We start from the raw sequence: 23,384 nt of genomic DNA on the forward strand, positions 1-23,384 counted from the left end.
TAGTAGAATAGGAGATTTTTTCATGGAAGTAGTCATGCTAGGAATTATTGTCGTTTTATTATGTACATCTGTGTATTTTGCTTACCGATATTTTTCTGTTAAACGCCACGCTCAAATAAATAATGAGGTAGCAAATGGAGAAAAGGAAATATCAGCAAATCAAGTACGAGAGAATTTCTATATGTTTGCCAAAAATGTTAATGAAAAAGGTAGAAACCTTACCGAACACGGGGAATACGCAGCTGAGAAGGCCGATATTGTACGAGCTGCAATCGATGAGGTAGGTAACGGATTAAAAAAACAATTAGTAGCTACGGAAGAGAGTTCAACTTCAATCGAAGATATGACAGAGGCTATCGAAGAGCTATCGATAAGGTCGAATCAGATTTCCGAACAATCAAATACTACATTAGAATTGACACAGGATGGTAACGAAAAGATAAAAGATTCGATGGTTAAAATGGAGCAATTTAATCAAACAATTAATACAACATTTGGTGCAATTACAATCCTCGGAGAAAAGTCTCATGAAATAGGTAAAATTGTTAAAGTAATTACAGGGATTTCTGAACAAATCAATTTATTAGCATTAAATGCAGCTATTGAGGCAGCTCGTGCTGGTGAACACGGTAAGGGATTTGCTGTTGTAGCTGATGAGGTTCGTAAACTAGCTGAACAATCGCGTCAGTCATCTTCAGAAGTGGCGAATATTGTAAAAAATATTCAAGAAGAAACAGATCGAGTTGTCATATCAATGAAGCAAGGAACAGAAGAGTTTGCACAAACAAATACAACAATTTTAGAAATTGGTACGATGTTTGAAAAGATAGTTGATACGACAAAAATTATTGCTGATAATAACGCGAATTCATCTGCAAGTACAGAGGAATTATCTTCAAGCTCTCAACAAATTATGGCCGCGATGAAAGAGATTTCTTTCATTTCTCGAGAGTCAGTGGAAATGTTTGAAGAATTAATTGAAATTAGTGATGACGAATTAAATACAATGCAAAGCTTAGTTGAAGAAGCAAAGAAACTGTTAGAGCTAAATAAGGATGAAAGCCTTTTTTCTCTGAATGAAGAGGTTGAAACCGAGGTAGTGAATAGAGTTTAATTGCAAAATTAAAAACATCAAATTCAGATAGAGGTTATTTACTCTTGCTGAATTTGATGTTTTTTGAGCTTTCCTCAATTTATTGCCAATAATGAGGTATATATGTTATTTGTTGATGTTGTGTTATATATTGCGGCCAATGATATTGTAGATTACTATTTTGGTCGGATGTATATTCTGTATCCGATATTACTTTGCTACAATCCGTGTAAGGACCTATATATGTACTAGGTTTAACGGGTGCAACTACTTGTTTCCATTGATTTTCATCCATGCAATAAGTATGAGACATAATAGTGGCAGGAGTAAATTTTAATAGGTCAGAACCTAAAATAACTTCTGGAGTTGGCGCATCAAAAATTGCCAAGAGATGTGTGTTATCAACAGTAGCTACTTCATAATGCCACCAGCCTTGTGGAATGTTTGCCACTTGACCTGGTGTAATTGAATAATTGAGAAATTGTTTTGTAAATGGGTTCAGTATCGAAATTGTAGCAGCGCCAGAAATGCAATAAACTAACTCGGCAGCATTTTGGTGATAGTGGGGTTCTATAACATTATTAGCACTTAGAAAGATATCTAGGAGAGATATATTTTCCAATGTATTCAACTGTTGTACACCTAGGACGTTAATAAAATTGTTAGTATCCTTTTTGAACAGAGGACTTTTATTTACGTCAAAGGTGAACTGAGTTGATGGCGAAGTGTAATCCTTATACGAAGCCATCGTTTCTCACCTCTTTAAAATTGCTGTAAAACAAACCTTCGAGGTATGTTATGCACCAACAGTTTGATTGGTGTACATAGTTCAACTATAACCTCTTCGTCATTTACCCAAAATTAATTGCCTCACAACATAAAATTGATACCGAAAAAAATTATCCAATTATTGAACAACGATTTGATAAATCCCTAATGGTTAAAAAGAATTTTTTGAATTGACTAATTATGATTGTTATTGTAACAACAATAGTGTATGATGCATAGTATAAAATGAATACTGTATGACATATAGTAATTGAACTTGAGGTGTGTGAATTGAGTAATTTATTGAATTCATTAACGACAGAGCTTAGGAGAGGAACACTGACATTAGCGGTTTTAAGTCAATTAAGAACTCCCCAGTACGGATATTCACTAGTTCAGTTATTGGAGGGGTCAGGCATTGCCATTGATCAAAGTACCTTATATCCATTACTTCGTCGATTAGAAAAGCAGGAGCTTGTAACAAGTAGTTGGGATACATCCGAAAGTAGGCCACGTAAGTACTATGTATTAAGTGAATTTGGTTTGGAAATATTTTTGCAATTAAAACAGGAATGGATTAATAATTCGAAGGAACTTTATGCTCTATTAAGAGGGGATGAGAAAGATGAAGATGATTGAGATTTATATTCAAGAGGTCACTCGTAGGCTACCTGAAAAAATGCGAACAGATATTGCATTAGAATTACGGTCAACCATTGAGGATATGCTCCCGCAAAATTACAGTGAGGAAGACGTTAAAGGGATACTGGATCAATTGGGGAATCCAACAGTATTAGCGAACGGTTACAAAGATCAACCAATGCATCTTATAGGTCCGCGTTATTTTGATGTTTATGTCTCGTTATTGAAAATGATTTTACCAATTGCGACAGTCATTGCGTTCATCACGATAATTACAAAATACTTTACTGGCTACAATGCCGAAGAAGCAATTATAAATATTGTTTTTCTAATTATCGGGGAAGGAATATGGACAATCATCGAGGTGGGAATGCAAGTCTTTTTCTGGTTGACAATTACTTTTGCTATTATAGAAAGATTCGATAAGGAAAAAGATCCGGAACCTTTATCATTTAGCCTTGAAAAATGGACTTCCGATGATTTGAAAAATATTGCGTATATTCCTAAGAAAAAAGCGATTTCAAAGTTAGAAGTCTTTGGAAGTTTAATGTGGACTGCTATTTGGGCAACTCTTTATTTTTATGCCAATCAGCTTGTTGGGGTATATGAAGGGAATGGCGGACGTTTAGAATTTGTAATGCCAGTTTTTAATCAGGAAGTATTACTACAGTATTGGCCAATCATTGTGATTATAATCGGCTTAGAAATAGCATTGGCTCTATATAAATTATTGAAGGAACAATGGACAAAAAGAATTGCCATCTATAATACTGTTCTCCAAATCACTGTAACGATTACTTTTATTGTTATTTTAGTGAATCCAAATTTATTAAACGAAGCGTTCATATCATATATGACAAATTTATTTACTATTACTAAGGATCAGTTTTTCATGTGGCTTGTTGGTGGTGGAATCTTTATCTTTATAATCGGTGCTGTAATCACTGCCTATGATGGTCATAGTAAGGCTAGAATTAGATAGCAGAATAAATAATCATTAAAGAGGCTGTATTAAACTAAAACATCATTTTTCTTGAGTGAGAAGAATGATGTTTTTTTGTAATTGGTTTCCGTTGCGGGGACGCTTTCTGGGGACGTGGAAGTATCCTTTTTTTAATACTGTACTTTACCGTAAATAGAGAAATTTTCACTTCTATCCCAGCCTCTTTACTTTTAGATAAAAATAACGAGTGTTCTATTTGAGGTGGAATTACATTCTCCCTTTTATGTTTACATAAACCGAAGTGCCTCGCACATCCTATAGAAAGAGGAGGTGTTTGAATGGGAAAGAAAAAGTATACAGTTGCTGGGACAGATATTGATGAAGTGAAGCTGTTAAATGCAGCATTTGGTCTTTCTTATAACGATTCTAAAGCTTTACTTGCACAAGCATCTGAAGTACAAACAGTGGATCCAATTCCACTCCAACCGCTAAGAGAAAACTTAGAAGTGGATAGTAGCGCATATAAGCTAAATAAAATTCCAGGCATGATTCATTTAGATCGTAACGGTCCACGATAAAAAATTGAACATATCCCTTCACTCCTTACTGTGTAAAAAAAAGGAGTGAAGAGGATATCTTCATGAAATATAGCGTTAACTATTCCATCATTTTTCGTTTTCGAAGAAAAAGTATTATTTTTAATATGTGCCTCATTTTTATTTAAAATCACTTAATTCAATTTGTTTGAGACATTTTATTAAGCCTAACTTATTATTGGACTATAGGCCAAAATTTACTTCATGTTTTTAATTAATTGACAAAATAATTGTATAAATGTATACATAGGTCTATTCATTCAAAATGTTTCGATAATTTATACGTATTATTCAAACGTAGGGTTGGAAACGAACGATAAATCGGTAAAATAAATGAAGAACACATTATTATCCGAGGGGGATTAATATGAAAAATGAAGAAATGAAATTGTCATCTGAACAACAGCATGAATTACTTCACATATTGAAGGTTCGCTTTGAGAAAAATATGAATCGCCATGAAGGTCTCAAATGGTCTGAAGTACAAGCAAAGCTAGAAGCAAATGCTGTTAAAGCTAAACTTTGGTCACTCAATGAAATGGAAATCACAGGTGGTGAACCAGACGTTATTGCCTATAATGAAGAGACGGACGAATTCATTTTTTGTGATTGCTCAGCAGAAAGCCCAAAAGGTCGCAGAAGTGTTTGTTACGACAGAGAAGCGCTTGAATCTAGAAAACAGCACAAACCACAAAACAATGCTATTGATATGGCGGCTCAAATTGGGATTGAAATCTTAACGGAAGAACAATACCGAGAATTGCAGAAACTAGGGAGTTTTGATTTGAAATCGTCAAGCTGGGTGAAAACACCTGAAAATATTCGAAAACTTGGTGGCGCAATTTTTTGTGACCGTCGTTATGACACGATCTTTATGTATCACAATGGCGCGGAATCTTATTATGCAGCAAGAGGCTTCCGGGGCTTACTTAAGGTTTAATTATTAATGTGATTTCATATATATAATGTAAAAGCTAATAGGGGTCGAAATTACTGGGCAAACAAAATAGCAGTTACAGATGGGTTGTATTTGTTTCTGTATTGTTTACGTATTTATTAATGGCAAGTCAACGAACTGCTCCAGGTCTCATAACAGACCAGTTGATGACGGATTTTAAAGTAACAGCAACGACGATTGGGTTATTAGCTAGCATCCAATTTTTTGTATATACGAGCTTGCAAATTCCTATGGGGATTTTAGCTGATCGTTTTGGTCCGAATTTCTTTCTAATTATCGGTGCGACACTTACTGGAGTAGGTACAATTCTTTATAGTCTTGGTACACATGAGTTTGTTTTATTCTTTTCTAGAATGCTTACGGGCATAGGGGATGCGACTATATGGGTCAATATGGTACTTATTTTAAGTCAGTGGTTTCATAAAAAGGAATTTGTTCGATTAATTGGTTTTGCCGGTATGACAGGTAGTTTAGGCTTCCTATTGGCAACAGTACCATTCTCTGCTTGGATACATTTACTCGGGTGGAGATTAGCATTTTTCTCCGCAGGATTACTGCTTTGCCTATGTGGACTGCTTCTTTATTTTGTACTTATAAAGAAAGCAAAAAAAATCTTTATAGAAGAACAGGAAGTTTTAACGGAATTTGTACAACGTGAAAAAACAAGCGTAATACTACGAAGAATATTATCAAATCGGCAAGCATGGGCGCTATTCTTTTGTCACTTTGGAGTAGTTGGGGGATATGTAGGGTTTATCAGTTCTTGGGCAGTCCCATATGGCATGAATATGTATGAAATGACACGCTCAGATGCTAGCCAGATGATTATGATTGGTCTTATCGGGGCACTTATTGGAGCCCCTTTAACAAGCTGGATTTCAAGTCGTTTAGAATCAATAAAAAGACCATATATTGTCGTCCATCTTATTGTTTTATTTTGTTGGTGTTCTTTTCTTTTATTTAAAGGGCATCCATCCTTGTTTATCCTCATGTTACTATTCTTTATCATTGGCTATGGATACGGGGCAAGTGCATTAACCTTTGCAGCTGTTCGCCAATCTTTCCCTATAAAAGAATCAGGCATCGTTTCAGGATTTGCTAATACGGGTGGCTTTCTCAGCGCGGTTTTACTACCTATCATTTTTGGCTATATTTTAGATTATTTTCAATCAACTTCTGGAAATTTAGGCGATGGATATTACTATGGTTTTACTGCACCAGTACTCTTTTCTACAATTGGCTTAATTGGCGCAATGATTTACAAGGAAAATTCGATTTAAAAAGGAAGGATTTAAAGAAAAGAAGGGTAGCGAATGCTACTCTTTTTTTTATGTATTAAATTTTAGTATGCCTGTATGGGATGAAAATAAAATAATAAAGTACTTCAATTAATCTGTCTAACGGAACTAATTTAATAATCATATAATGTGGCAGGATTATTTTTAAATTAGTAGGTGAAAATATGATGAACTTTTATAACCCGAATAACCGTAATAACTCGAAAAAACAAGATGGAACAATTCATAAATGGAATAGTATGATGCCCCGTAATATACGTAGAGACCAGCAATCTTCAAACAGTCAAAATGAAACGAGTAATTCAAACATTGCGGCCATTGCAGGAAACTGGATTGAAGCAGTCGGAACAATAATTGCTGCAATCGGGAGTACACCATCTCGTATTTTTACCGAGCAAACGCTAACAGACTTTAATTTAATAGGGAATATATTAGAGGCTGGAGGAACTGCCATTGCTGCAGAGGCAGGGAGTGAATTATTAGATGTAGTGGGAGATCAGCTCCAAGCAATAGGGAATATAGCAGTTGTTGCAGGGATATTAAATAGCAATGAGCAATCAAGTGAATTATTACAAAAGCAAGGGGACCTTTTACAAGTAGTTGGATTAGGAATGACCATTCAAACCTCAGGTCAATTAACGCTTTTACAAACAATAGCGAATACAGGCAATATCATTCAATTAATTGGGAATGTAATTCAAGTTTTTGCAAATACTAATTCAACAGAGGGGATTGTAACGAATGCAGTTGGAGCATGGATACAAGCAGTCGGAGCCGTTATTACGGCTTTGGCAACTGAATAGAAGTAAACAAATATAAGGTATAAAGGGTCAATTGAGAAAATTTGATTCACAGAAGTGAATAAGCCTCACTTCTGTGAATAACGCAAATCAAATTTTTTGTTTTGGATGGAAACGGTTTTTACTTTGTAGATTGTTGGCGTTTATCTTTTTTGGATATAAATGTCCTACAGCACGTGTCTGTAGAATTCATTGCTTCTGCTGTTTCATGTCGTGAATCAAAATCAGAAGCAAACTCTGTCTTTTCTTTGTTGTTTTTTAGATGATCCATATCGATTTCGATTTTATCAGCCCCACATAAATTTCCTTTCGCATGGAAAAAGCAATTTGAAACTGTACACTTCACCTCTAAAGCTGGCATAGCTCTCCTCCTCTTTGATTTGATTAAACGTGAACAATACAAAAGGTTAAAGCTCTACTTTGTATTCTTCATATATTATCTTGTCCAATTTGGAGGATTTTTATTTTCAAAGGAGTAAAATTCCCTATTTTTAACACAATGTATTAGTTGAAATAAATACAAAAAGAGTAGCAATAACAATTGACTACTCTTTTTGTGAAATTTTTATGTGAGTTAATTTTTCATTTTTAATCGAGTGTAGTATTGTGGTAGGAATTTAAAGCTGGTGTAGTAAATATTGTTACGTTTTTTAATTAATGAAAGTTAAATTAATAATAGCCTCCTCCTCCAAAGAAAGCTGCACCTACAATAATAAGAAGGATAAAGAGAACAACTAAAAATGCGAAACCAAAGCCAGATCCATAACCTCCATATCCGCCGCCGCCATTATTTTGATAGCCTGCTGAGCCCATATTTTCCACCACCTTTGTTTATACTAAGTACAGAATATGACAAATAAAGAAAAAAGCTTGGATTATTGTAATAGATAATTATCGTTTTTTGCAATTTTTAATGTGTTTTTTAAATGGTGGAAGTAAAAGCAAAAAAAAATCTACATAGAATCAGGTAAAAAATCCACACTAAAAAAAAGTCGTATACACATGGAGGGTAACATGTCTAATTCAAAGAAAAAGGACAATTCGAGTAAGGTTGATCGAATTCGTGAAATTGTTAGGAACACAGAAGGGAATCTTACAGAAGCGGAAATAGGCAAGGAATTTGCAGACCCTATTCTACGTGAAATGTTGAGTGAAAAAAATGAGCGAAGAAAAGAAACAATCGAAGAACTTAAAGAAGAAATAAAAGAAGAAATTGGAAAAAGTAAAAAAGGGAAAGCATAAGAATAGCAGATGGTATAGAAGGACAAAAAATCTTCTACACCGTCTGCTTTTTAATTTTTAGAAGTCACATTCCATTATTGTTCTACTGTATGCGAAGTCGTATGTGCGTTCTAATAAATAATCATTAAGAGTCTGTAATTGATTAGGATTAGAACCACAATACATAATTAAAAAATGAACCATATTTTTACGCTCGTTTTCTGAAATCATTTTAAATCCCCCTTTTCAATATATAACAATAAAATTTATTTGAAACTATTATATAACAGAATAAGGTATCAAGTCACTGCTTTCTCATCATTTTTTAGAAAAATCTGAATTTTATTTTTTACAATATCTACAAAACATTTTTATTTTTTTATTGGTTACGCTAATAGCGAAGGAGGGATTTGATGGGAAGAAACAATCGAAATAAAATTCTTGTTCCAGAAGCAAGGCAAGAGCTTGATGAATTAAAGGCAAAAGTAATGGGTACAAACAATCCTGAGGATGCAAAAATAGAAGTTGCAAACGAATTAGGTATTCCGTTGAAAAAAGGATACAACGGGGGACTTACCTCTGCAGAAGTAGGCAAAGTAGGCGGAAAAATAGGTGGGAATATGGTTAAAGAGCTAGTGAAAATGGCCCAAGAAAGTTTAAAAAATAACCAGAGTAACTAATTGTTAATGGTAGCATCAGAATCGAATGAAAAATTACAATCCACACATAATAGACACGATATCACTTTTAAACTTAGGAGGTGGGACAAATGGGTAAGAAGGTCAACTTGGATCCAAAATCTCAGAAAATCCACCAAAACTGGACTAGAGTTAAGCATCAAAAATCTCAAGTAAACGGTCAAACAGAGATAACTCTCCATAACCAATTGCTGAGAAGTGCTGCGAAGGCTAAACAGTTTTAAGGTTTATAGTAAGTGTATCAAGCCTTCATAGAAGTATTAACTTTTATGAAGGCTACTTCTACTTATTTCCTAAAAGTATGGCGAGTCACAATCAATTAATAGCACTACCGTATCCCGAATTGATTTTAAAATTGATCAAGCTTCTGGGATTTTTTTATTTACATGTCGTTAAGGGAAGCTAAGTATTTTTCTTTGATTCTACATAAAGTGCATTTTTAAAGGGAGCATAGTGCTCCCTCATGAATTTCTATTTGTTATTATTTAGGGGCACTATTTTTAAATCATGACCCTGTCGTTATTAATGCTACTTCCGCCATCATTTTCCCAACGTTCAATGTCGTATCCTTCCTCGTCCCGACCACCGTGAATTTCCCCACCATTAGGAATGGGGGTAACTTTAGTTACTGGAATAGTCATAATTTCAACAATGACATTTTACATATCATCCTTTATATCGTTTATAGCTATATTATGTAATGGGTATTTTTAAGTTCATGACTAATACAGGAAATTGAACTACCGGGTTTAGAAATCTAATTGCCATAAAAAACAAAACACTGCTATAATTCTATTGTAATAATATTCAGAAAATTTATTTAAAAAGGGGGGTTTTGATGTTTATTACAAAGAGGTTATATGAGCAATCACAGCAAATACCAAATGAAGTGGCGATTATTTTTAATGATGAACAGTGGACGTATGAAGAGCTTTATCATAGCGCCGAAAAAATCGCGTTTTACTTAATGCAGCAAGGTTACAAAAGGGGAGATATTGTAGCCCAATTTACTTTAAACTCGAATTTGTTCATGGCGATATATTATGGTGTACAGCTTGCAGGCTTAACGATTATGCCAGTTAATACGAAGCTTGCACCACCTGAAGTTGACTATATTTTTATGCATTCTGAAGCGAAAGTTTTAATTTATGACGAACAGTTATTATCGACAATTCAAGCGACAACAACAGAATTTCAAGAGGTGCTTACTTTAAACAAAATTAAAGAAATAGTGGCATCTGATATAAGCAGTAATTTTGAAGGATCAAATCTGGACATGGAGGATACAGCTGTTGTTATGTATACGTCAGGGACAACAGGCAAGCCAAAAGGTGTCATGCTCAGTCATCGAAATATCCATGAAACAGCGGAAATTTGGTCTGATTCAATGGAAATGAACACTAGTGATCGAATGTATATTTGTACACCATTATTCCATTGTGCGGGGAGTCACGTCTTTGCTGTGCCAACTATTTTAAAGGGTGGCACAGTTATTATAGAAGAAGCGTTTTCGCCAGAAAACACATTGAAGCAACTACTGAAAACAGAGGCAACGATATTCTTTGGGGTGCCTGCAATGTATACGATTTTATTGAATAAGTCAGAGCTATCCAATTACAGCTTTGATCAGCTGCGCTTATTCTGCTATGGAGCTGCACCAATGCCTTACGAGCTTGTAAAGCGCTTAAAAGATGCTTTCCCTAATGTGAAGGTACAAAATTTATATGGTCAAACTGAAAATACCCCGGCGACGAGCTCATTATTAGACGATGTGGCTCTAATTAAAATTGGTTCTGTGGGAAAACCACTAGCGCGGACAGAAGTTCAACTACTCGACTCAAATGGTGAAGTTGTGCCAGTAGGTGAAGTTGGAGAAATTTGTGTGAAAGGTCCTCAAGTGATGAAGGGCTATTTACATGCACCGGAAGAAATAGCAAATACAATCCGTAATGGCTGGCTTCATTCTGGCGATCTAGGTCGGTTCGATGAAGAAGGCTACTTATTTATTGTCGACCGCAAAAAGGACATGATTATTCGCGGTGGTGAAAATATTTACCCAATTGAGATCGAAGAAGTATTATATCAAATGCCACAAGTGCTAGAAGCGGCTGTTGTTGGCATGCCCCATGAAGTTTATGGGGAGGTTCCAAAAGCATTTGTAGTTGTAAAAGATGGTGAACAGCTATCAGAACAAGCAGTTTTTGATTACTGTATGTCGCAACTTGCAAAGTATAAGATACCTTATGAAGTGGACTTTTTAGGCGAGTTACCGAGAAATGCCTCAGGAAAAGTGTTAAAACATACATTACGACCAAAGCAAACAACTTAAAGAGTATCCACACCATTGCACCGGCATGTCAATTACTGCTGGTGCTTTCTTTATTTTTTTGTAATAGGCAGTTGAATAAAATTCCATTGAATTGCCAAACCTCACACTAAAGGAGTGAGGTAATATGGATGATAAAAATAAAATTTTAACGAATCGCCAAGGGCATCCCATTACAAATAACCAATCAATTAGAACAGTAAGCAATCGAGGGCCTGCAACCTTAGAAAATTATGACTTTATCGAAAAGATAAGTCACTTTGATCGAGAACGTGTACCGGAGCGTGTTGTTCATGCACGTGGTGCTGGAGCCCACGGTGTTTTTGAAGCATATGGAACAGTTGGAGATGAGCCGATTTCAAAGTATACACGCGCGAAATTATTTCAGGAGAAGGGGAAGAAAACACCTGTTTTTGTCCGCTTTTCAACAGTAATTCATGGGGGGCATTCCCCTGAAACATTACGCGATCCCCGTGGCTTTGCGGTGAAATTTTATACGGAAGACGGAAACTGGGATTTAGTCGGCAATAATTTAAAAATCTTCTTTATTCGTGATGCCATGAAATTCCCTGATATGATTCATGCATTTAAGCCAGATCCAGTAACGAATAGACAGGATGCAGAGCGCTTTTTTGATTTCTGTGCAGCATCACCTGAAAGTTTCCATATGGTGACGTTAATTTATTCACCGTGGGGAATTCCCGCTAATTATCGTATGATGCAAGGGTCGGGTGTAAATACGTATAAATGGGTGAACGCAGAAGGGAAGGCAGTGCTCGTTAAATATCATTGGGAGCCAAAACAAGGAATTCGTAATTTGACACAACAGCAGGCACAAGATATTCAAGGGAAAAACTTCAATCACGCGACACAAGATTTATTTGATGCGATTGAAGAAGGGGATTACCCTGAATGGGAACTATTTGTTCAAATTATGGAAGATGGCCCGCATGAGGAGCTTGATTTTGATCCTCTTGATGATACAAAGCTATGGCCAGAGGATTTATTCCCTTGGATGGCTGTCGGTAAAATGACGCTAAATAAAAATCCAGAAGATTACTTTACTGAGGTAGAGCAAGTTGCGTTTGGAACAGGGGTTCTTGTTGATGGGTTAGATTTCTCAGATGATAAGATGCTACAAGGGCGAACATTTAGCTATTCGGATACACAGCGCTATCGTGTTGGGTCAAACTATTTACAGTTACCAATTAATGCACCAAAAAAACATGTTGCAACAAATCAACGTGGTGGTCAAATGCAATATAAAGTGGATACGCACGAAAATCCACATATAAATTATGAGCCATCTTTATTAGGCGGCTTAAAAGAAGCAAAGCAAGATGGAAAAGAGCATACACCTTTTGTTGAAGGGAATCTTGTACGACAATCCATTGACCGTACAAATGATACGAAGCAAGCCGGTGAATCGTACCGGAAATTTGAAAAGTGGGAACAAGATGATCTAATTTTAAATTTGACGACAGATTTAGCAAAATGTGCACCGGTTATTCAGGAAAAAATTATCCAATATGCAGAGGCTGCAGATGAAGAATACGGCAGACGTTTACGCGAAAATTTAAAAGCAGCAACTGATGACTCTGGTCCACTTGGAAATGCTGTGAATGATGAAGCGGTTCAGCAAGCGATTGATGAAAGCAAAGAAACAGGACCACTGTAATTCGAATGCTACAGTAACATTTAAAGCAAAACCTCTGTTATAATATGTGCTAGCATATGATTGTGGAGGTTGTTATGGATAATAATGATATTTTAATCCGTGTGCGTTATGCACTTGATTTGAAAAATAGAGAAATGGTCGAAATTTTTAAGCTTGGTGGTTTCGAAGTTACACCAGAAGACATGCCAAAGTTATTAACAAAATCACTTGAGAAGGATGAGGAAGCTCCTGCTGATTACGATCAGCTTAAAGTGAATAATAAAAACTTAGAGGCGTTTTTCAATGGTCTAATTACGTATAAGCGTGGACCAATGCCAAAAAAAGAAGGCCATGTAGCTCCGGTACAAGAGAAGCCAGACCATGTAAACAATATGGTATTAAAAAAATTAAAAGTGGCATGCCAGCTAACGACAGAAGATATGCTAGATGTGTTAGATGATGGTGGTATTGCTGTATCCAAAGGTGAACTAGGCGCAATTATGCGTAAGCCAGGTCATCGCAACTACAAGGAATGCGGCGATAATTTCGCACGAAAATTTTTAAAAGGTCTATCCGTACGCTACCGAGGTTAATGAATGAGAGTGTCTAAATAGGCACTCTTATTTTTATTTAACTTGTAAGAACAAAAGTCACTCTATTCCTTTTTCGTTCGGAAATTTGATACAATGAACAGTATTGTTTAAATAGAAGAAGGAACGGTGAACGAACGTTGAAAACATTTAAAAAAGTTTATATTGAGATTACGAGCGTTTGCAATTTAGCGTGTAGCTTTTGTCCGCCAACTGAGCGCGCAAAAGGATTAATAAAAGTTGAACAATTCGCCAACATTTTAGATGAAATTAGTGGCTATACAAAATATATTTATTTACATGTAAAGGGGGAGCCCCTACTTCATCCTCGAATTGGCCAACTTTTAGATATCGCTCATGAAAAGGGCTTTAAGGTTAACATTACAACAAATGGTACATTAATTAAAAAGAATCGCGAAAAGCTATTAGGGAAGCCTGCGCTTCGTCAAATTAATTTTTCATTGCATAGCTTTGATGGCCATGAAGGATCAGAAAATCGTGAGAAGTATTTAGGCGATATTTTAGAATTTGTCCGTGAAGTAAGGGACCATAATGTCATTATTTCGTATCGCTTATGGAACCTACAGCGAAACAATATATCAGAAATCGCCAACCGTAGAAATCGCGAAACGCTTGAAATTCTTGAAAAAGAGTACGATTTGGATTATGAAATTCAAGAGCGTGTAGAAATGGGTAAGGGTGTAAAAATTGCGAGAAATATTTATCTAAATCAAGATCATGAATTCCGTTGGCCAAGTCTACTTGAAAAAGCAGATGAAGGAAAAGGTTTCTGTCATGCTTTACGTACACATGCTGCAATTTTAGTTGATGGTTCGGTAGTACCTTGCTGTTTAGATGGGGAAGGCGTAATTAACCTAGGGAATGTTCATGAGCAAAAATTTGGGGACATAATCGAAAGTGAACGTGCCCAAAATTTAGTAGATGGGTTTTCTCGTCGTGAAGCTGTCGAAGAATTATGTAAAAAGTGTGGATTCCGTCAAAAATTTGGCATGGATTCTGAATTACCTGACGTTTAATAGAAATGTCATATTTTAAGATGACAAAAGAAGGGCTCTTTTATAAGTGTATGCTTATAAAAGGGCCTTTTTCGATTATGCCTGCATAAATGTAACAGTCATCTTGTCGCTGTCATAAAGACACCATTCTTTTTTATCGACAACAGCACCAACATTGATTTGATAACATTTTTGATCAATGGAAAGTGGTATATTATACGGCACATGTTGACGCAGTCCATTAATATAAATCGCCGCTTCATGACTGTGCCCAAAAAATAAAAGTGGTGTTTGAAAATCTGGAAATGTCGGGTTAAAATCCTCGTCTAATTCAATTTGATGTCCGTGAATAAGTGTCGCATGTTCAATAATACGTACAGGTTCGTATTGCAAAAAACGTTGATCACCTGTTACAAGAGCAATGCGTTCTTCTTGGTTTCCAATAATGGATGGAAAGGTTAATAAGTTTAAAAATTTATCTTCAATAATTGCAGCATCTTTTAGCTTCGCATTGCGAGTAGTTTTTGCCTTTTTCTTGCCGATTGTGCATTCAAATAAATCACCTAAGCCGATAATTTCGGCATTTGGAGCAACCTCTCGAATATGCTTTAACACCTTTTTTGTATTTTTGTAATGTGAATGTAAGTCACTTAAAATTGCATATTGCAAATAATTCACCACCATCTAACGAAAATCATTTTGTATTATACCAAGAGATAAAAAAATGTTGAACAATCAATTTTGCTTTTGCCTAATTAATTTCATGAACAAAGTTAAAAATAGTTTAGGTTTTTAATATGGAAGTAATTCAAAAAAATAATAAAAAATCAAATAAATTCTATATATCGCAATAATATTATCGGAAAATCGTTGTTTCCATATTTTTTCACTGTTACAATTAAAATGTATTAATTTTCAGAAAACTAAGGGGTGGGGATTTGAAATTTTACACAGAAGAACATCAAATGTTTAGAAAAGCATTACGAAAAATGCTTGATAAAGAGGCATACCCGTATTTCGATCAGTGGGAACAAAAACGTGACATCCCACGTGAATTTTGGCTGAAGTTAGGAGAGCACGGTTTTTTATGTCCGATGATTAGTGAACAATATGGTGGCTTAGGTTTAGATTTTGGCTATTCTGCGATATTAACAGAAGAATTAGAACGAGTAGGTGCTGGATTAGCAAGCGGTATCGCATTACACTCTGATATCGTCACACCTTACATAGAAACATACGGTACGTCTGAACAAAAAGAAAAGTGGCTCCCTAAAAGCGTTACTGGAGAATATATTTCTGCCATAGCTATGACAGAGCCAGGGGCAGGTTCAGATTTGGCAGGTATTCAAACGGTTGCGAAGCGTGAGGGGGATTTCTTTATTGTAAATGGTGAAAAAACCTTCATTACAAATGGTATACACGCAAATTATGTAATCGTTGTTTGTAAAACGGATCCGCAAGCTATACCAGCATATAAAGGAATTAGTTTAATTATTGTAGAGTCTGGTACGCCAGGCTTTAAACGAGGTAAGAAGCTCGACAAAATCGGGATGCATAGTGCGGATACAGGGGAATTGATTTTTGAGGATGCTCGTGTCCCAGTTGCAAATTTACTTGGTGAAGAAAATCGTGGGTTCTATTATTTAATGGAAAAGCTACAGCAGGAGCGTTTAGTCGTAGCGCTCGAAACACAAATAGAAGCTGAATGTAGCCTTGATTTAACAATCAATTATGTTAAAGAGCGTAAAGCCTTTGGGAGTCGTATTGCAGACTTTCAAAATACTCAATTCAAGCTAGCAGAAATAGCAACAGAAATTGAGCTAGGCAGAACATACGTAAATTCATTAGTTGAAAAGCACATTGCTGGTGAGGCAATTGTTAAAGAAGTATCAATGGCAAAATGGTGGATTAGTGAAATGGCTAAACGTGTTGTTGCAGATTGTCTACAGCTACACGGTGGCTACGGATATATGGAAGAGTATGAGATTGCTAGACGTTATCGGGATATCCCGGTAGCTGCGATTTACGCAGGAACTACAGAAATTATGAAAGGCATAATTGCAAAGCAAATATTAAAATAGCTCACAACAAACAAAGGGGATAAAAAAATGACAAATGTATATATTGTAGATGGAGCACGTACAGCCTTCACAGCATTTGGGGGTTCTTTTGCGAATGTGGACGCGGTTCAGCTTGGTACTAAAACAGCAGTTGAAGCATTAAAACGGGCAGGTGTAAAGCCAGAACAGGTGGAGCATGTAATCTATGGTGGTGTGATTACGACAGGAGCAAATTCAGCCTATTTAGCACGTCATATTGGTCTTTATGCAGGTGTTCCGAAAGAGGTGCCAGCGCTCACATTAAATCGTTTATGTGGCTCAGGCATGCAATCTGTAGTTTCAGCAGCACAAATGATTCAGCTTGGAGAAGCGGATGTTGTACTTGCTGGCGGGGCAGAAAATATGTCACAATCGCCATATTCAAATTTTGACCAACGCTTTAACGGTTCTAAAATGGGTAATCTACAATTTATCGATATGCTTCAGGCTACTTTAACGGATCAGTATACAGGCTCAGGGATGGGGTTAACGGCAGAGAAACTAGCCGATCAATATATGATTTCGAGAGAAGAGCAAGATGCTTTTGCCATTCTTTCGAACGAACGAGCTGCCAAAGCACGTGAAGAAGGGAAATTTGCGAAGGAAATTGTACCAGTCGTTATTCCGACAAGAAAAGGCGACGTTATTATTGATACGGATGAGCATATTAAAGAAGGAAATTCACTTGAAAGCCTAGCTAAGCTAAAACCTGCATTTAAAAAGGATGGCTCGGTCACAGCCGCAAATGCCTCTGGAATTAATGATGGTGCGGCGTCGGTCATTATTGCTAGTGAACAGTTTGTAGAGCAGCAAGGATTATCGCCTCTTGCACGCATTGTGTCTTGGGGAATCGCAGGAGTAGATCCTAGCATTATGGGAATTGGTCCTGCTCCAGCTATTCGGCAAGCATTACAACGGGCAAACTTAACAATAACGGATATGGATTTAGTCGAAATAAATGAGGCCTTTGCTGCACAATATATTGCGGTAGAAAAGGAACTTGGATTAGATCGTGAGAAAACAAATGTCAATGGTGGTGCTATTGCGTTAGGGCATCCAGTTGGAGCGAGTGGCACACGGATTCTATTATCTGCAGCTTATGAGCTTGAACGTCGCAAAGGTCAATATGCTGTAGCAAGTTTATGTATCGGTGGAGGGCAAGGTATTGCATTAGTTATTGAACGTGTGTAAATAATTGATATAGGGAATCTGAAATAGAGACATTTTCAGATTCCTTTTTTCGTTTAAAATTAGCAAGTCAAAGTAACGATTTCAAAACGATTTTGACGTAAATAAACGTTGGAGTATGGTACACTTAAGCCAATGAAGTAAAGGTGGTCAAAACATGTCAGTAATTAACTTACTAAATGAAACGTTACAAAATAAATGGTCGTTTGAAACGACAATGAAAATTCAAGATGAAATGATTCCAGCAATGATAGATGGCAAAGATATCGTTGCAGAATCACCAACAGGTTCAGGGAAAACACTTGCTTATACACTACCGATTTTGAATAAGGTAGACGGAAAGAAAAAGCAAACACAAGCTCTAATCGTTGCACCTTCACAAGAACTGGCTATGCAAATTGTGGAAGTAATTCGCGATTGGACAGTTGGCACAGACATTACAGTTCAGCAATTAATTGGCGGTGCAAACTCAGCACGTCAAATCGAAAAATTAAAGAAAAAGCCAACGATTGTTGTTGGGACACCAGGTCGTTTAAATGAATTAATACGTCAAGGGAAGCTAAAGCTTAAAGAAGTTGAAACGGTTGTATTAGATGAGTGTGATCAATTATTAAGCCGTGAATACCGCGTTGTTGTAAAGTCATTTATTGAAGGTGCAGCCTATGGGCGTCAAGTAGTTGTTGTATCAGCAACGATTACGGAAGAAATTAAATTAGTAGCAGAACGTTTAATGTTTGAGCCAATCCAAATTACAATTAAGCCTGAAGATATTGCAAAGGCAGGTAAAGTGATACATTCATTCATTAAAGTAGAAGAGCGTGACAAAACAGATTTCCTACGTCGCTTGGCGAATACTGAAGGTGTTCGTGGTCTAGCGTTCGTTAACAATATCGACCAAGTATTAATGAAACAAAATAAGTTAGCCTATAAAGATGCACCAATTGTAGCACTTCATTCAGATATGAAAAAAGAAGAGCGTAAAAAGGCATTAGATGCATTCCGCAATGGCGATGCGCGTATTTTAATTGCAACGGACATTGCAGCACGTGGTTTAGATATTTCAGGTTTGACACATGTTATTCACGTAGATGTACCACGTACGATTGAACAATATACACATCGTTCTGGACGTACAGGACGTGCGGGAGCAGATGGTGAAGTATTAACACTGCTTTCATATAAAGACGAAAAAACGTACAAAAAATGGGTACGTGACATTTCACAAAAACCAGTTCAAAAAATTTGGCACCAAGGCAAATTTATTGAAGGAAATTCTAAAACTGTTTCTGCTTCTAAGGGAGAGCCTAAAAAAGCAACTGAAAAGATGAAAAAAACTTACCAATCCAAAACAGGTAAAAAGGGCGTAACATTCAGTAAAGCGAAAAAGGAGAAAAAATAACATGACATTCCAAGAAAAATTAGAGCAATATGCAGAGCTAGCTGTGCGTATTGGTGTAAACATTCAAAAGGGTCAATATTTATTAATTAATACTTCAACAGAGGCATTAGAATTTACGCGAATCGTTGTAAAAAAAGCATACGAAGCAGGTGCAGGACGTGTACATGTCAACTTAACAGATCCAGGTTTCGAACGTTCTTATTATGAACATGTAACAGTTGAAGAAACAGCTAATTATCCAAAGTGGGTTGTCGCACAACGTGATGAATTAATCGAGCGTAAAGGTGCGCTTTTATGGATTGATGCAGAAAATCCAGATTTACTAGTAGGTATCGATGTAGAAAAAATAGGAGCCCAGCAAAAAGCAGCGGGTACAGCATTAGTAAACTATCGTAAAGCAGTAATGAACGATCAAATTGCTTGGTCAATTATTGCGGTACCATCACCAAAATGGGCGGCAAAAGTATTCCCACAAGTACCAGAAGCCGAGCAAGTATCGGCTTTGTGGGATGCGATTTTTAAAACGGTTCGAATTGGCGAGGGCGATGCGGTCGAAAAATGGCAGGCACATATTGATCAGTTACACAACCGTGCTGACCTTTTAAATGAAAAACATTTCAAAGAATTACACTATAAAGCACCAGGGACGGATTTAACGATTGAGCTTCCAGAAAAGCATTTGTGGAAAAGTGGAAGCAGCAAAACGCCAGAAGGTACAGTATTTATTGCAAATATGCCAACTGAAGAAGTATTCACATTACCTGCGAAGTTTGGTGTAAACGGCTATGTTTCAAATACAAAGCCTTTAGCGTATAAAGGGAATATTATAGATCATTTCAAATTAACATTTGAAGACGGAAAAATTGTGAAGGCAGAAGCAGAAGTTGGAAATGATTTATTACAACAGTTAATTCTTTCTGACGAAGGTGCTTCCTATTTAGGTGAGGTAGCATTAGTCCCTCATGAATCACCAATTTCTCAATCAAACATTTTATATTACAACACATTGTTCGATGAAAATGCATCGAACCATTTAGCCATTGGCGAAGCGTATCCAACTTGCTATGAAGGTGGGAAAGAGCTAGAGGAAGGTCAGCTTGAAGCGCTAGGTATTAATCGTTCAATTACACATGAAGATTTCATGATTGGTAGCGCGGAAATGGACATTGATGGTGTTTTAGCGGACGGTAAGGTGGAGCCAATTTTCCGTAAAGGAAACTGGGCATTTTAATCTGAATTATAATAGGGAGGTGGAGTTATGCGTAAGCTTGTTTTAGGAATGCTCTTCATATTGTTGTGCATTCCACAGCACACTTATGCCAATCGAGGGGAAGTGTATGTAGCGCTTGGCGATTCATTGGCAGCAGGGCAAACTCCATACTCTCAAATAGACGCTGGCTATACGGATTTCATTGCATTACAGTTAATGCGGCATCAAAAGCTAGCTCATTTTTCAAAAGAATTATCTTTTCCAGGCTATCGTGTTCAAAATGTTATCGATAGTATTCAAACAGAGCCAGCACAGCAGCTTCTAAAAAATGCTACTATCGTAACGATTTCGGCTGGTGCAAATAATTTATTGCCGCTGATTTCTCATAATGCTAATAATGGATCACTAGCCTTTTCTCAGCTTTCAGTAAATTTTGCATTAAATGAAGTACGTCTGCAACTGAAAGAGCTGTTACAGCAAGTTCAAGAGAAGGCACCTTATGCAACGATCTATGTAATGGGCTATTATTTCCCTTATACAAGTGTTCATGAGAAACAAATGATAGGAGCAACGAAAGCATTAGCTTTATTAAATGATATTTTACAGCAGGAAGCGAAGGCAGCAGATGCGGTATTTGTTGATATTTATAAGGAATTTGGTGAACGGTCAGTAAAATACTTGCCAAACGTATCTGATGTACATCCAAATCAATTAGGCTATCGTGTAATGGCAAATGAAATGCTGGCAAAATTCATTGGTAACCGTTCTTTACAGCTCGCGGAAAAAAACATGCCCGAGCCAAGTCCTAAATCATTTGAAGAGATTTTAGTAGAGCGCCAAGCTTCTGATGAAGTGGCATTACGAGGGGTCTATGTAGCGTCGTATTTTACTGCCAATCAATCAGCTAGGCCATTAATGTCATAATAACTACAACGAGCTCATTTGAAATGTAAGCTTGTTTTTTCAAGAAAAAGCATTCCGAACAAGTAGAGTACTTGTCGGAATGCTTTTAAATTTGTATTTGTGCTTCAATTATTCGCTAAGTTTAACATCACGTAATTGATAAATACTGTCAGAGCCTACGTTAAAGCCAGTAACTTTATCAGATACACCTGTTAAATTAGATGGGTGCAATACGAATGCCATTGGTGATTCGTCAGAGATAATTTGAATCGCTTCTTTGTAAATTGCTTCACGAGCAGTTTGATCTGCTTCACGACGACCTTTATCTAATAATTCATCTACTTTTGCACTTGAGTAGAATGAACGGTTACCTGGGTCACCATGTTGAGAAGAGTGGAATAATGCATATAAACCGTAGTCAGCATCACCTGTAGAGTTAGACCAACCTAAGATGAACATATCGTGTTCACCAGCAGCAGTCTTTTCTAAGTATGAACCAAATTCCATAACTTCGATTTCAGCAGTAATGTTTAATTGCTTCAATGCTTCTTGTAAAACGATTGCTACTTGTTGACGAACTGGGTTGTCGTTTGTCCAAATTGTTGTAGTGAAGCCATCCGCAAAGCCTGCTTCTTCAAGTAAAGCTTTTGCTTCATCCATATTGTATTCCATAGACGTCACATCTTCTGTGTATCCGAAAATACCAGGAGATAGTGGAGAAATCGCTGGAATACCGAAGCCTTCATAAATACCATCGATTAATGTTTTACGGTCGATTGCTTTAGAGATTGCTTGTCGCACTTTTACGTTATCAAATGGCGCTTTTTCAGTATTGAAGCCAAGGTATGTTAATGAAGATGATGGCGTCTCTAATACTGAAGCTCCATCCGTAGAGTTTACGTTTTCTACTTGACCAGGCTCAACCGTACCGATAATGTGAGCGAAACCAGATTGTAATTCAGCAACACGTGTAGCGCCTTCAGGAACTACTTTGAATGTTACTGTATCAACGTTAGCTGGCGTACCAGCATAGTCAGCAAATTTTTCTAATTTAATTTCAGTACCAGGAGTCCAAGAAGTAAATTTAAATGGACCAGTACCTACTGGATTTGTACCGATTACTGTACCAGCTTTTAATGAAGAGTCAGCCTTAATTGCTTCATAATCAGCTGCGATTGATTTAGGTGAGATAATACCACCACCATTATGCGTTAAGTGCGCAAGTAATGGAGAGAATGGATATTCCGTAATGAATTGAACTGTGTAGTCATCAATTACTTTTACTTCCGTCACCATTTCAAATAAAAATGCACGTGGAGAGGCAACGTCTGGATCTAATAAACGATCGAATGAAGTTTTAACTGCTTCAGCGTTGAATGCTTCACCATCATGGAAAGTAACACCTTGTTTTAATTTGAATTCCCAAGTTAAGTCATCTACTTGAGTCCAAGATTCTGCTAAACCAGCAACTAATTCGCCGTTAGCATCACGGTTTACTAATGTTTCATAAAGGTTTGATTGCACGTTTGATGAAGGTACATCGTTAGAACCATGTGGGTCTAAAGAACTTGCATCAGATAATTCTGCAATGATTAAGTCCCCACCTGCTGTAGTTTCCTCAGTTGTACCAGAGTCCGTATTTGTTTCAGTTCCGGCATCGCCAGAATCAGTAGATGAACCTTCGTCACTATCCCCACTGCACGCTGCTAATACTAGCGCAAGTGTGAACGTAAGAAACATCATCCATAGTGATTTTTTAGAAAATGACATAATGGAAGTCCCCCTGTATAAAATTATTCTAGAATATTACATAAATGTAAATTCTGTAATAAGAATAGCATAAGTAATTACTAACCATCAATATTGAAAAAAGAGAAAAAAAAGATAAAGGAGAAGAAAAGTGCGATAGTAAGTATATTGAAATAATTTTTTTGTATTCAGAAAATTGTACTAATTTGAGCGTTTACAAGGGAATCGTG

The 23,384-nt window shown here is 36.6% G+C and carries 25 protein-coding genes; 19 read left to right on the forward strand and 6 right to left on the reverse strand.

What is annotated here, in order from left to right; translation table 11 throughout:
* Positions 1-22: 22 nt before the first annotated feature.
* Positions 23-1,114, forward strand: a complete 1,092-nt coding sequence (locus tag MKZ17_RS02465) for a methyl-accepting chemotaxis protein (protein ID WP_340722231.1) — start codon at positions 23-25, stop codon at positions 1,112-1,114.
* A gap of 79 nt (positions 1,115-1,193) precedes the next feature.
* Here MKZ17_RS02465 and MKZ17_RS02470 read toward each other — a convergent pair whose 3' ends face one another.
* Positions 1,194-1,841 carry a cupin domain-containing protein gene (locus MKZ17_RS02470; RefSeq protein ID WP_340722232.1) on the reverse strand — a complete coding sequence of 216 codons (648 nt, stop codon included), beginning with the start codon at positions 1,839-1,841 and terminating at the stop codon, positions 1,194-1,196.
* Between the two features lie 311 nt (positions 1,842-2,152).
* On the opposite strand from MKZ17_RS02470, the gene MKZ17_RS02475 reads away from it, so the two are divergent.
* The 6 genes from MKZ17_RS02475 to MKZ17_RS02500 all read left to right on the forward strand — a co-directional run bounded on the left by MKZ17_RS02475 (position 2,153) and on the right by MKZ17_RS02500 (position 7,101).
* Positions 2,153-2,500, forward strand: a complete 348-nt coding sequence (locus MKZ17_RS02475) for a PadR family transcriptional regulator (RefSeq protein ID WP_340722233.1) — start codon at positions 2,153-2,155, stop codon at positions 2,498-2,500.
* Positions 2,487-3,485 (forward strand): HAAS signaling domain-containing protein, encoded by a 999-nt coding sequence (locus MKZ17_RS02480; RefSeq protein ID WP_340722234.1) that lies wholly within the window; start codon positions 2,487-2,489, stop codon positions 3,483-3,485. The genes MKZ17_RS02475 and MKZ17_RS02480 overlap by 14 nt, the downstream gene beginning before the upstream one ends.
* 299 nt (positions 3,486-3,784) lie before the next feature.
* The gene (locus MKZ17_RS02485; protein WP_340725590.1) at positions 3,785-4,024 is read left to right on the forward strand and encodes a hypothetical protein; all 240 of its coding nucleotides are present in this window, start codon (positions 3,785-3,787) and stop codon (positions 4,022-4,024) included.
* Between the two features lie 385 nt (positions 4,025-4,409).
* Positions 4,410-4,982 (forward strand): DUF4256 domain-containing protein, encoded by a 573-nt coding sequence (locus tag MKZ17_RS02490; protein ID WP_340722235.1) that lies wholly within the window; start codon positions 4,410-4,412, stop codon positions 4,980-4,982.
* A 53-nt stretch (positions 4,983-5,035) separates the two neighbouring features.
* Positions 5,036-6,280, forward strand: coding sequence for an MFS transporter (locus MKZ17_RS02495; RefSeq protein ID WP_340725487.1), 1,245 nt, complete (start codon positions 5,036-5,038; stop codon positions 6,278-6,280).
* Positions 6,281-6,465: 185 nt separating this feature from the next.
* Entirely contained in the window at positions 6,466-7,101 is a 636-nt protein-coding gene (locus MKZ17_RS02500) for a DUF6944 family repetitive protein (RefSeq protein ID WP_340722236.1), read from the forward strand.
* Between the two features lie 118 nt (positions 7,102-7,219).
* Here the strand turns inward: MKZ17_RS02500 and MKZ17_RS02505 are convergent, their stop codons facing one another.
* Both MKZ17_RS02505 and MKZ17_RS02510 read right to left on the reverse strand, forming a co-directional pair.
* Positions 7,220-7,459 carry a DUF1540 domain-containing protein gene (locus MKZ17_RS02505; protein ID WP_340722237.1) on the reverse strand — a complete coding sequence of 80 codons (240 nt, stop codon included), beginning with the start codon at positions 7,457-7,459 and terminating at the stop codon, positions 7,220-7,222.
* 308 nt (positions 7,460-7,767) lie between these two features.
* Positions 7,768-7,911: a YjcZ family sporulation protein gene (locus MKZ17_RS02510; RefSeq protein WP_340722238.1), complete on the reverse strand. Its 144-nt coding sequence runs from the start codon at positions 7,909-7,911 to the stop codon at positions 7,768-7,770.
* 201 nt (positions 7,912-8,112) lie between these two features.
* Between MKZ17_RS02510 and MKZ17_RS02515 the strand changes: the two genes are divergently transcribed.
* Positions 8,113-8,340 (forward strand): small acid-soluble spore protein Tlp, encoded by a 228-nt coding sequence (locus MKZ17_RS02515; RefSeq protein ID WP_340722239.1) that lies wholly within the window; start codon positions 8,113-8,115, stop codon positions 8,338-8,340.
* A 57-nt stretch (positions 8,341-8,397) separates the two neighbouring features.
* Here the strand turns inward: MKZ17_RS02515 and MKZ17_RS02520 are convergent, their stop codons facing one another.
* Positions 8,398-8,550 (reverse strand): hypothetical protein, encoded by a 153-nt coding sequence (locus MKZ17_RS02520; RefSeq protein WP_340722240.1) that lies wholly within the window; start codon positions 8,548-8,550, stop codon positions 8,398-8,400.
* A 182-nt stretch (positions 8,551-8,732) separates the two neighbouring features.
* Between MKZ17_RS02520 and MKZ17_RS02525 the strand changes: the two genes are divergently transcribed.
* From MKZ17_RS02525 to MKZ17_RS02550, 6 genes are all read left to right on the forward strand, one after another.
* Positions 8,733-8,999 carry an alpha/beta-type small acid-soluble spore protein gene (locus MKZ17_RS02525; RefSeq protein ID WP_340722241.1) on the forward strand — a complete coding sequence of 89 codons (267 nt, stop codon included), beginning with the start codon at positions 8,733-8,735 and terminating at the stop codon, positions 8,997-8,999.
* Positions 9,000-9,088: 89 nt separating this feature from the next.
* Positions 9,089-9,241 (forward strand): YpzG family protein, encoded by a 153-nt coding sequence (locus MKZ17_RS02530; RefSeq protein WP_340722242.1) that lies wholly within the window; start codon positions 9,089-9,091, stop codon positions 9,239-9,241.
* Between the two features lie 614 nt (positions 9,242-9,855).
* Positions 9,856-11,346: a class I adenylate-forming enzyme family protein gene (locus tag MKZ17_RS02535; RefSeq protein ID WP_340722243.1), complete on the forward strand. Its 1,491-nt coding sequence runs from the start codon at positions 9,856-9,858 to the stop codon at positions 11,344-11,346.
* Positions 11,347-11,470: 124 nt separating this feature from the next.
* Entirely contained in the window at positions 11,471-13,021 is a 1,551-nt protein-coding gene (locus MKZ17_RS02540) for a catalase (protein ID WP_340722244.1), read from the forward strand.
* A gap of 74 nt (positions 13,022-13,095) precedes the next feature.
* The gene (locus tag MKZ17_RS02545; protein WP_340722245.1) at positions 13,096-13,593 is read left to right on the forward strand and encodes a YehS family protein; all 498 of its coding nucleotides are present in this window, start codon (positions 13,096-13,098) and stop codon (positions 13,591-13,593) included.
* Positions 13,594-13,730: 137 nt separating this feature from the next.
* On the forward strand, positions 13,731-14,627 hold the full coding sequence (locus MKZ17_RS02550) for a radical SAM/SPASM domain-containing protein (RefSeq protein WP_340722246.1): 897 nt from the start codon (positions 13,731-13,733) through the stop codon (positions 14,625-14,627).
* Positions 14,628-14,702: 75 nt separating this feature from the next.
* Here the strand turns inward: MKZ17_RS02550 and MKZ17_RS02555 are convergent, their stop codons facing one another.
* Positions 14,703-15,284, reverse strand: a complete 582-nt coding sequence (locus MKZ17_RS02555) for a metallophosphoesterase family protein (protein ID WP_340722247.1) — start codon at positions 15,282-15,284, stop codon at positions 14,703-14,705.
* 260 nt (positions 15,285-15,544) lie between these two features.
* Here MKZ17_RS02555 and MKZ17_RS02560 point away from each other — a divergent pair, with 260 nt between their 5' ends.
* The 5 genes from MKZ17_RS02560 to MKZ17_RS02580 all read left to right on the forward strand — a co-directional run bounded on the left by MKZ17_RS02560 (position 15,545) and on the right by MKZ17_RS02580 (position 21,426).
* Positions 15,545-16,687, forward strand: a complete 1,143-nt coding sequence (locus MKZ17_RS02560) for an acyl-CoA dehydrogenase family protein (protein WP_340722248.1) — start codon at positions 15,545-15,547, stop codon at positions 16,685-16,687.
* Positions 16,688-16,714: 27 nt separating this feature from the next.
* Positions 16,715-17,896, forward strand: a complete 1,182-nt coding sequence (locus MKZ17_RS02565; protein WP_340722249.1) for an acetyl-CoA C-acetyltransferase — start codon at positions 16,715-16,717, stop codon at positions 17,894-17,896.
* A gap of 154 nt (positions 17,897-18,050) precedes the next feature.
* Positions 18,051-19,292 (forward strand): DEAD/DEAH box helicase, encoded by a 1,242-nt coding sequence (locus tag MKZ17_RS02570; RefSeq protein ID WP_340722250.1) that lies wholly within the window; start codon positions 18,051-18,053, stop codon positions 19,290-19,292.
* Position 19,293: 1 nt separating this feature from the next.
* Positions 19,294-20,523 carry an aminopeptidase gene (locus MKZ17_RS02575; RefSeq protein WP_340722251.1) on the forward strand — a complete coding sequence of 410 codons (1,230 nt, stop codon included), beginning with the start codon at positions 19,294-19,296 and terminating at the stop codon, positions 20,521-20,523.
* A 27-nt stretch (positions 20,524-20,550) separates the two neighbouring features.
* Positions 20,551-21,426 (forward strand): SGNH/GDSL hydrolase family protein, encoded by an 876-nt coding sequence (locus MKZ17_RS02580; RefSeq protein WP_340722252.1) that lies wholly within the window; start codon positions 20,551-20,553, stop codon positions 21,424-21,426.
* 108 nt (positions 21,427-21,534) lie between these two features.
* Here MKZ17_RS02580 and MKZ17_RS02585 read toward each other — a convergent pair whose 3' ends face one another.
* The gene (locus tag MKZ17_RS02585) at positions 21,535-23,175 is read right to left on the reverse strand and encodes a glutathione ABC transporter substrate-binding protein (RefSeq protein WP_340722253.1); all 1,641 of its coding nucleotides are present in this window, start codon (positions 23,173-23,175) and stop codon (positions 21,535-21,537) included.
* Positions 23,176-23,384 lie beyond the last annotated feature (209 nt).

Source organism: Solibacillus sp. FSL R7-0682, from assembly GCF_038005985.1.
Classification (GTDB): Bacteria; Bacillota; Bacilli; order Bacillales_A; family Planococcaceae; genus Solibacillus.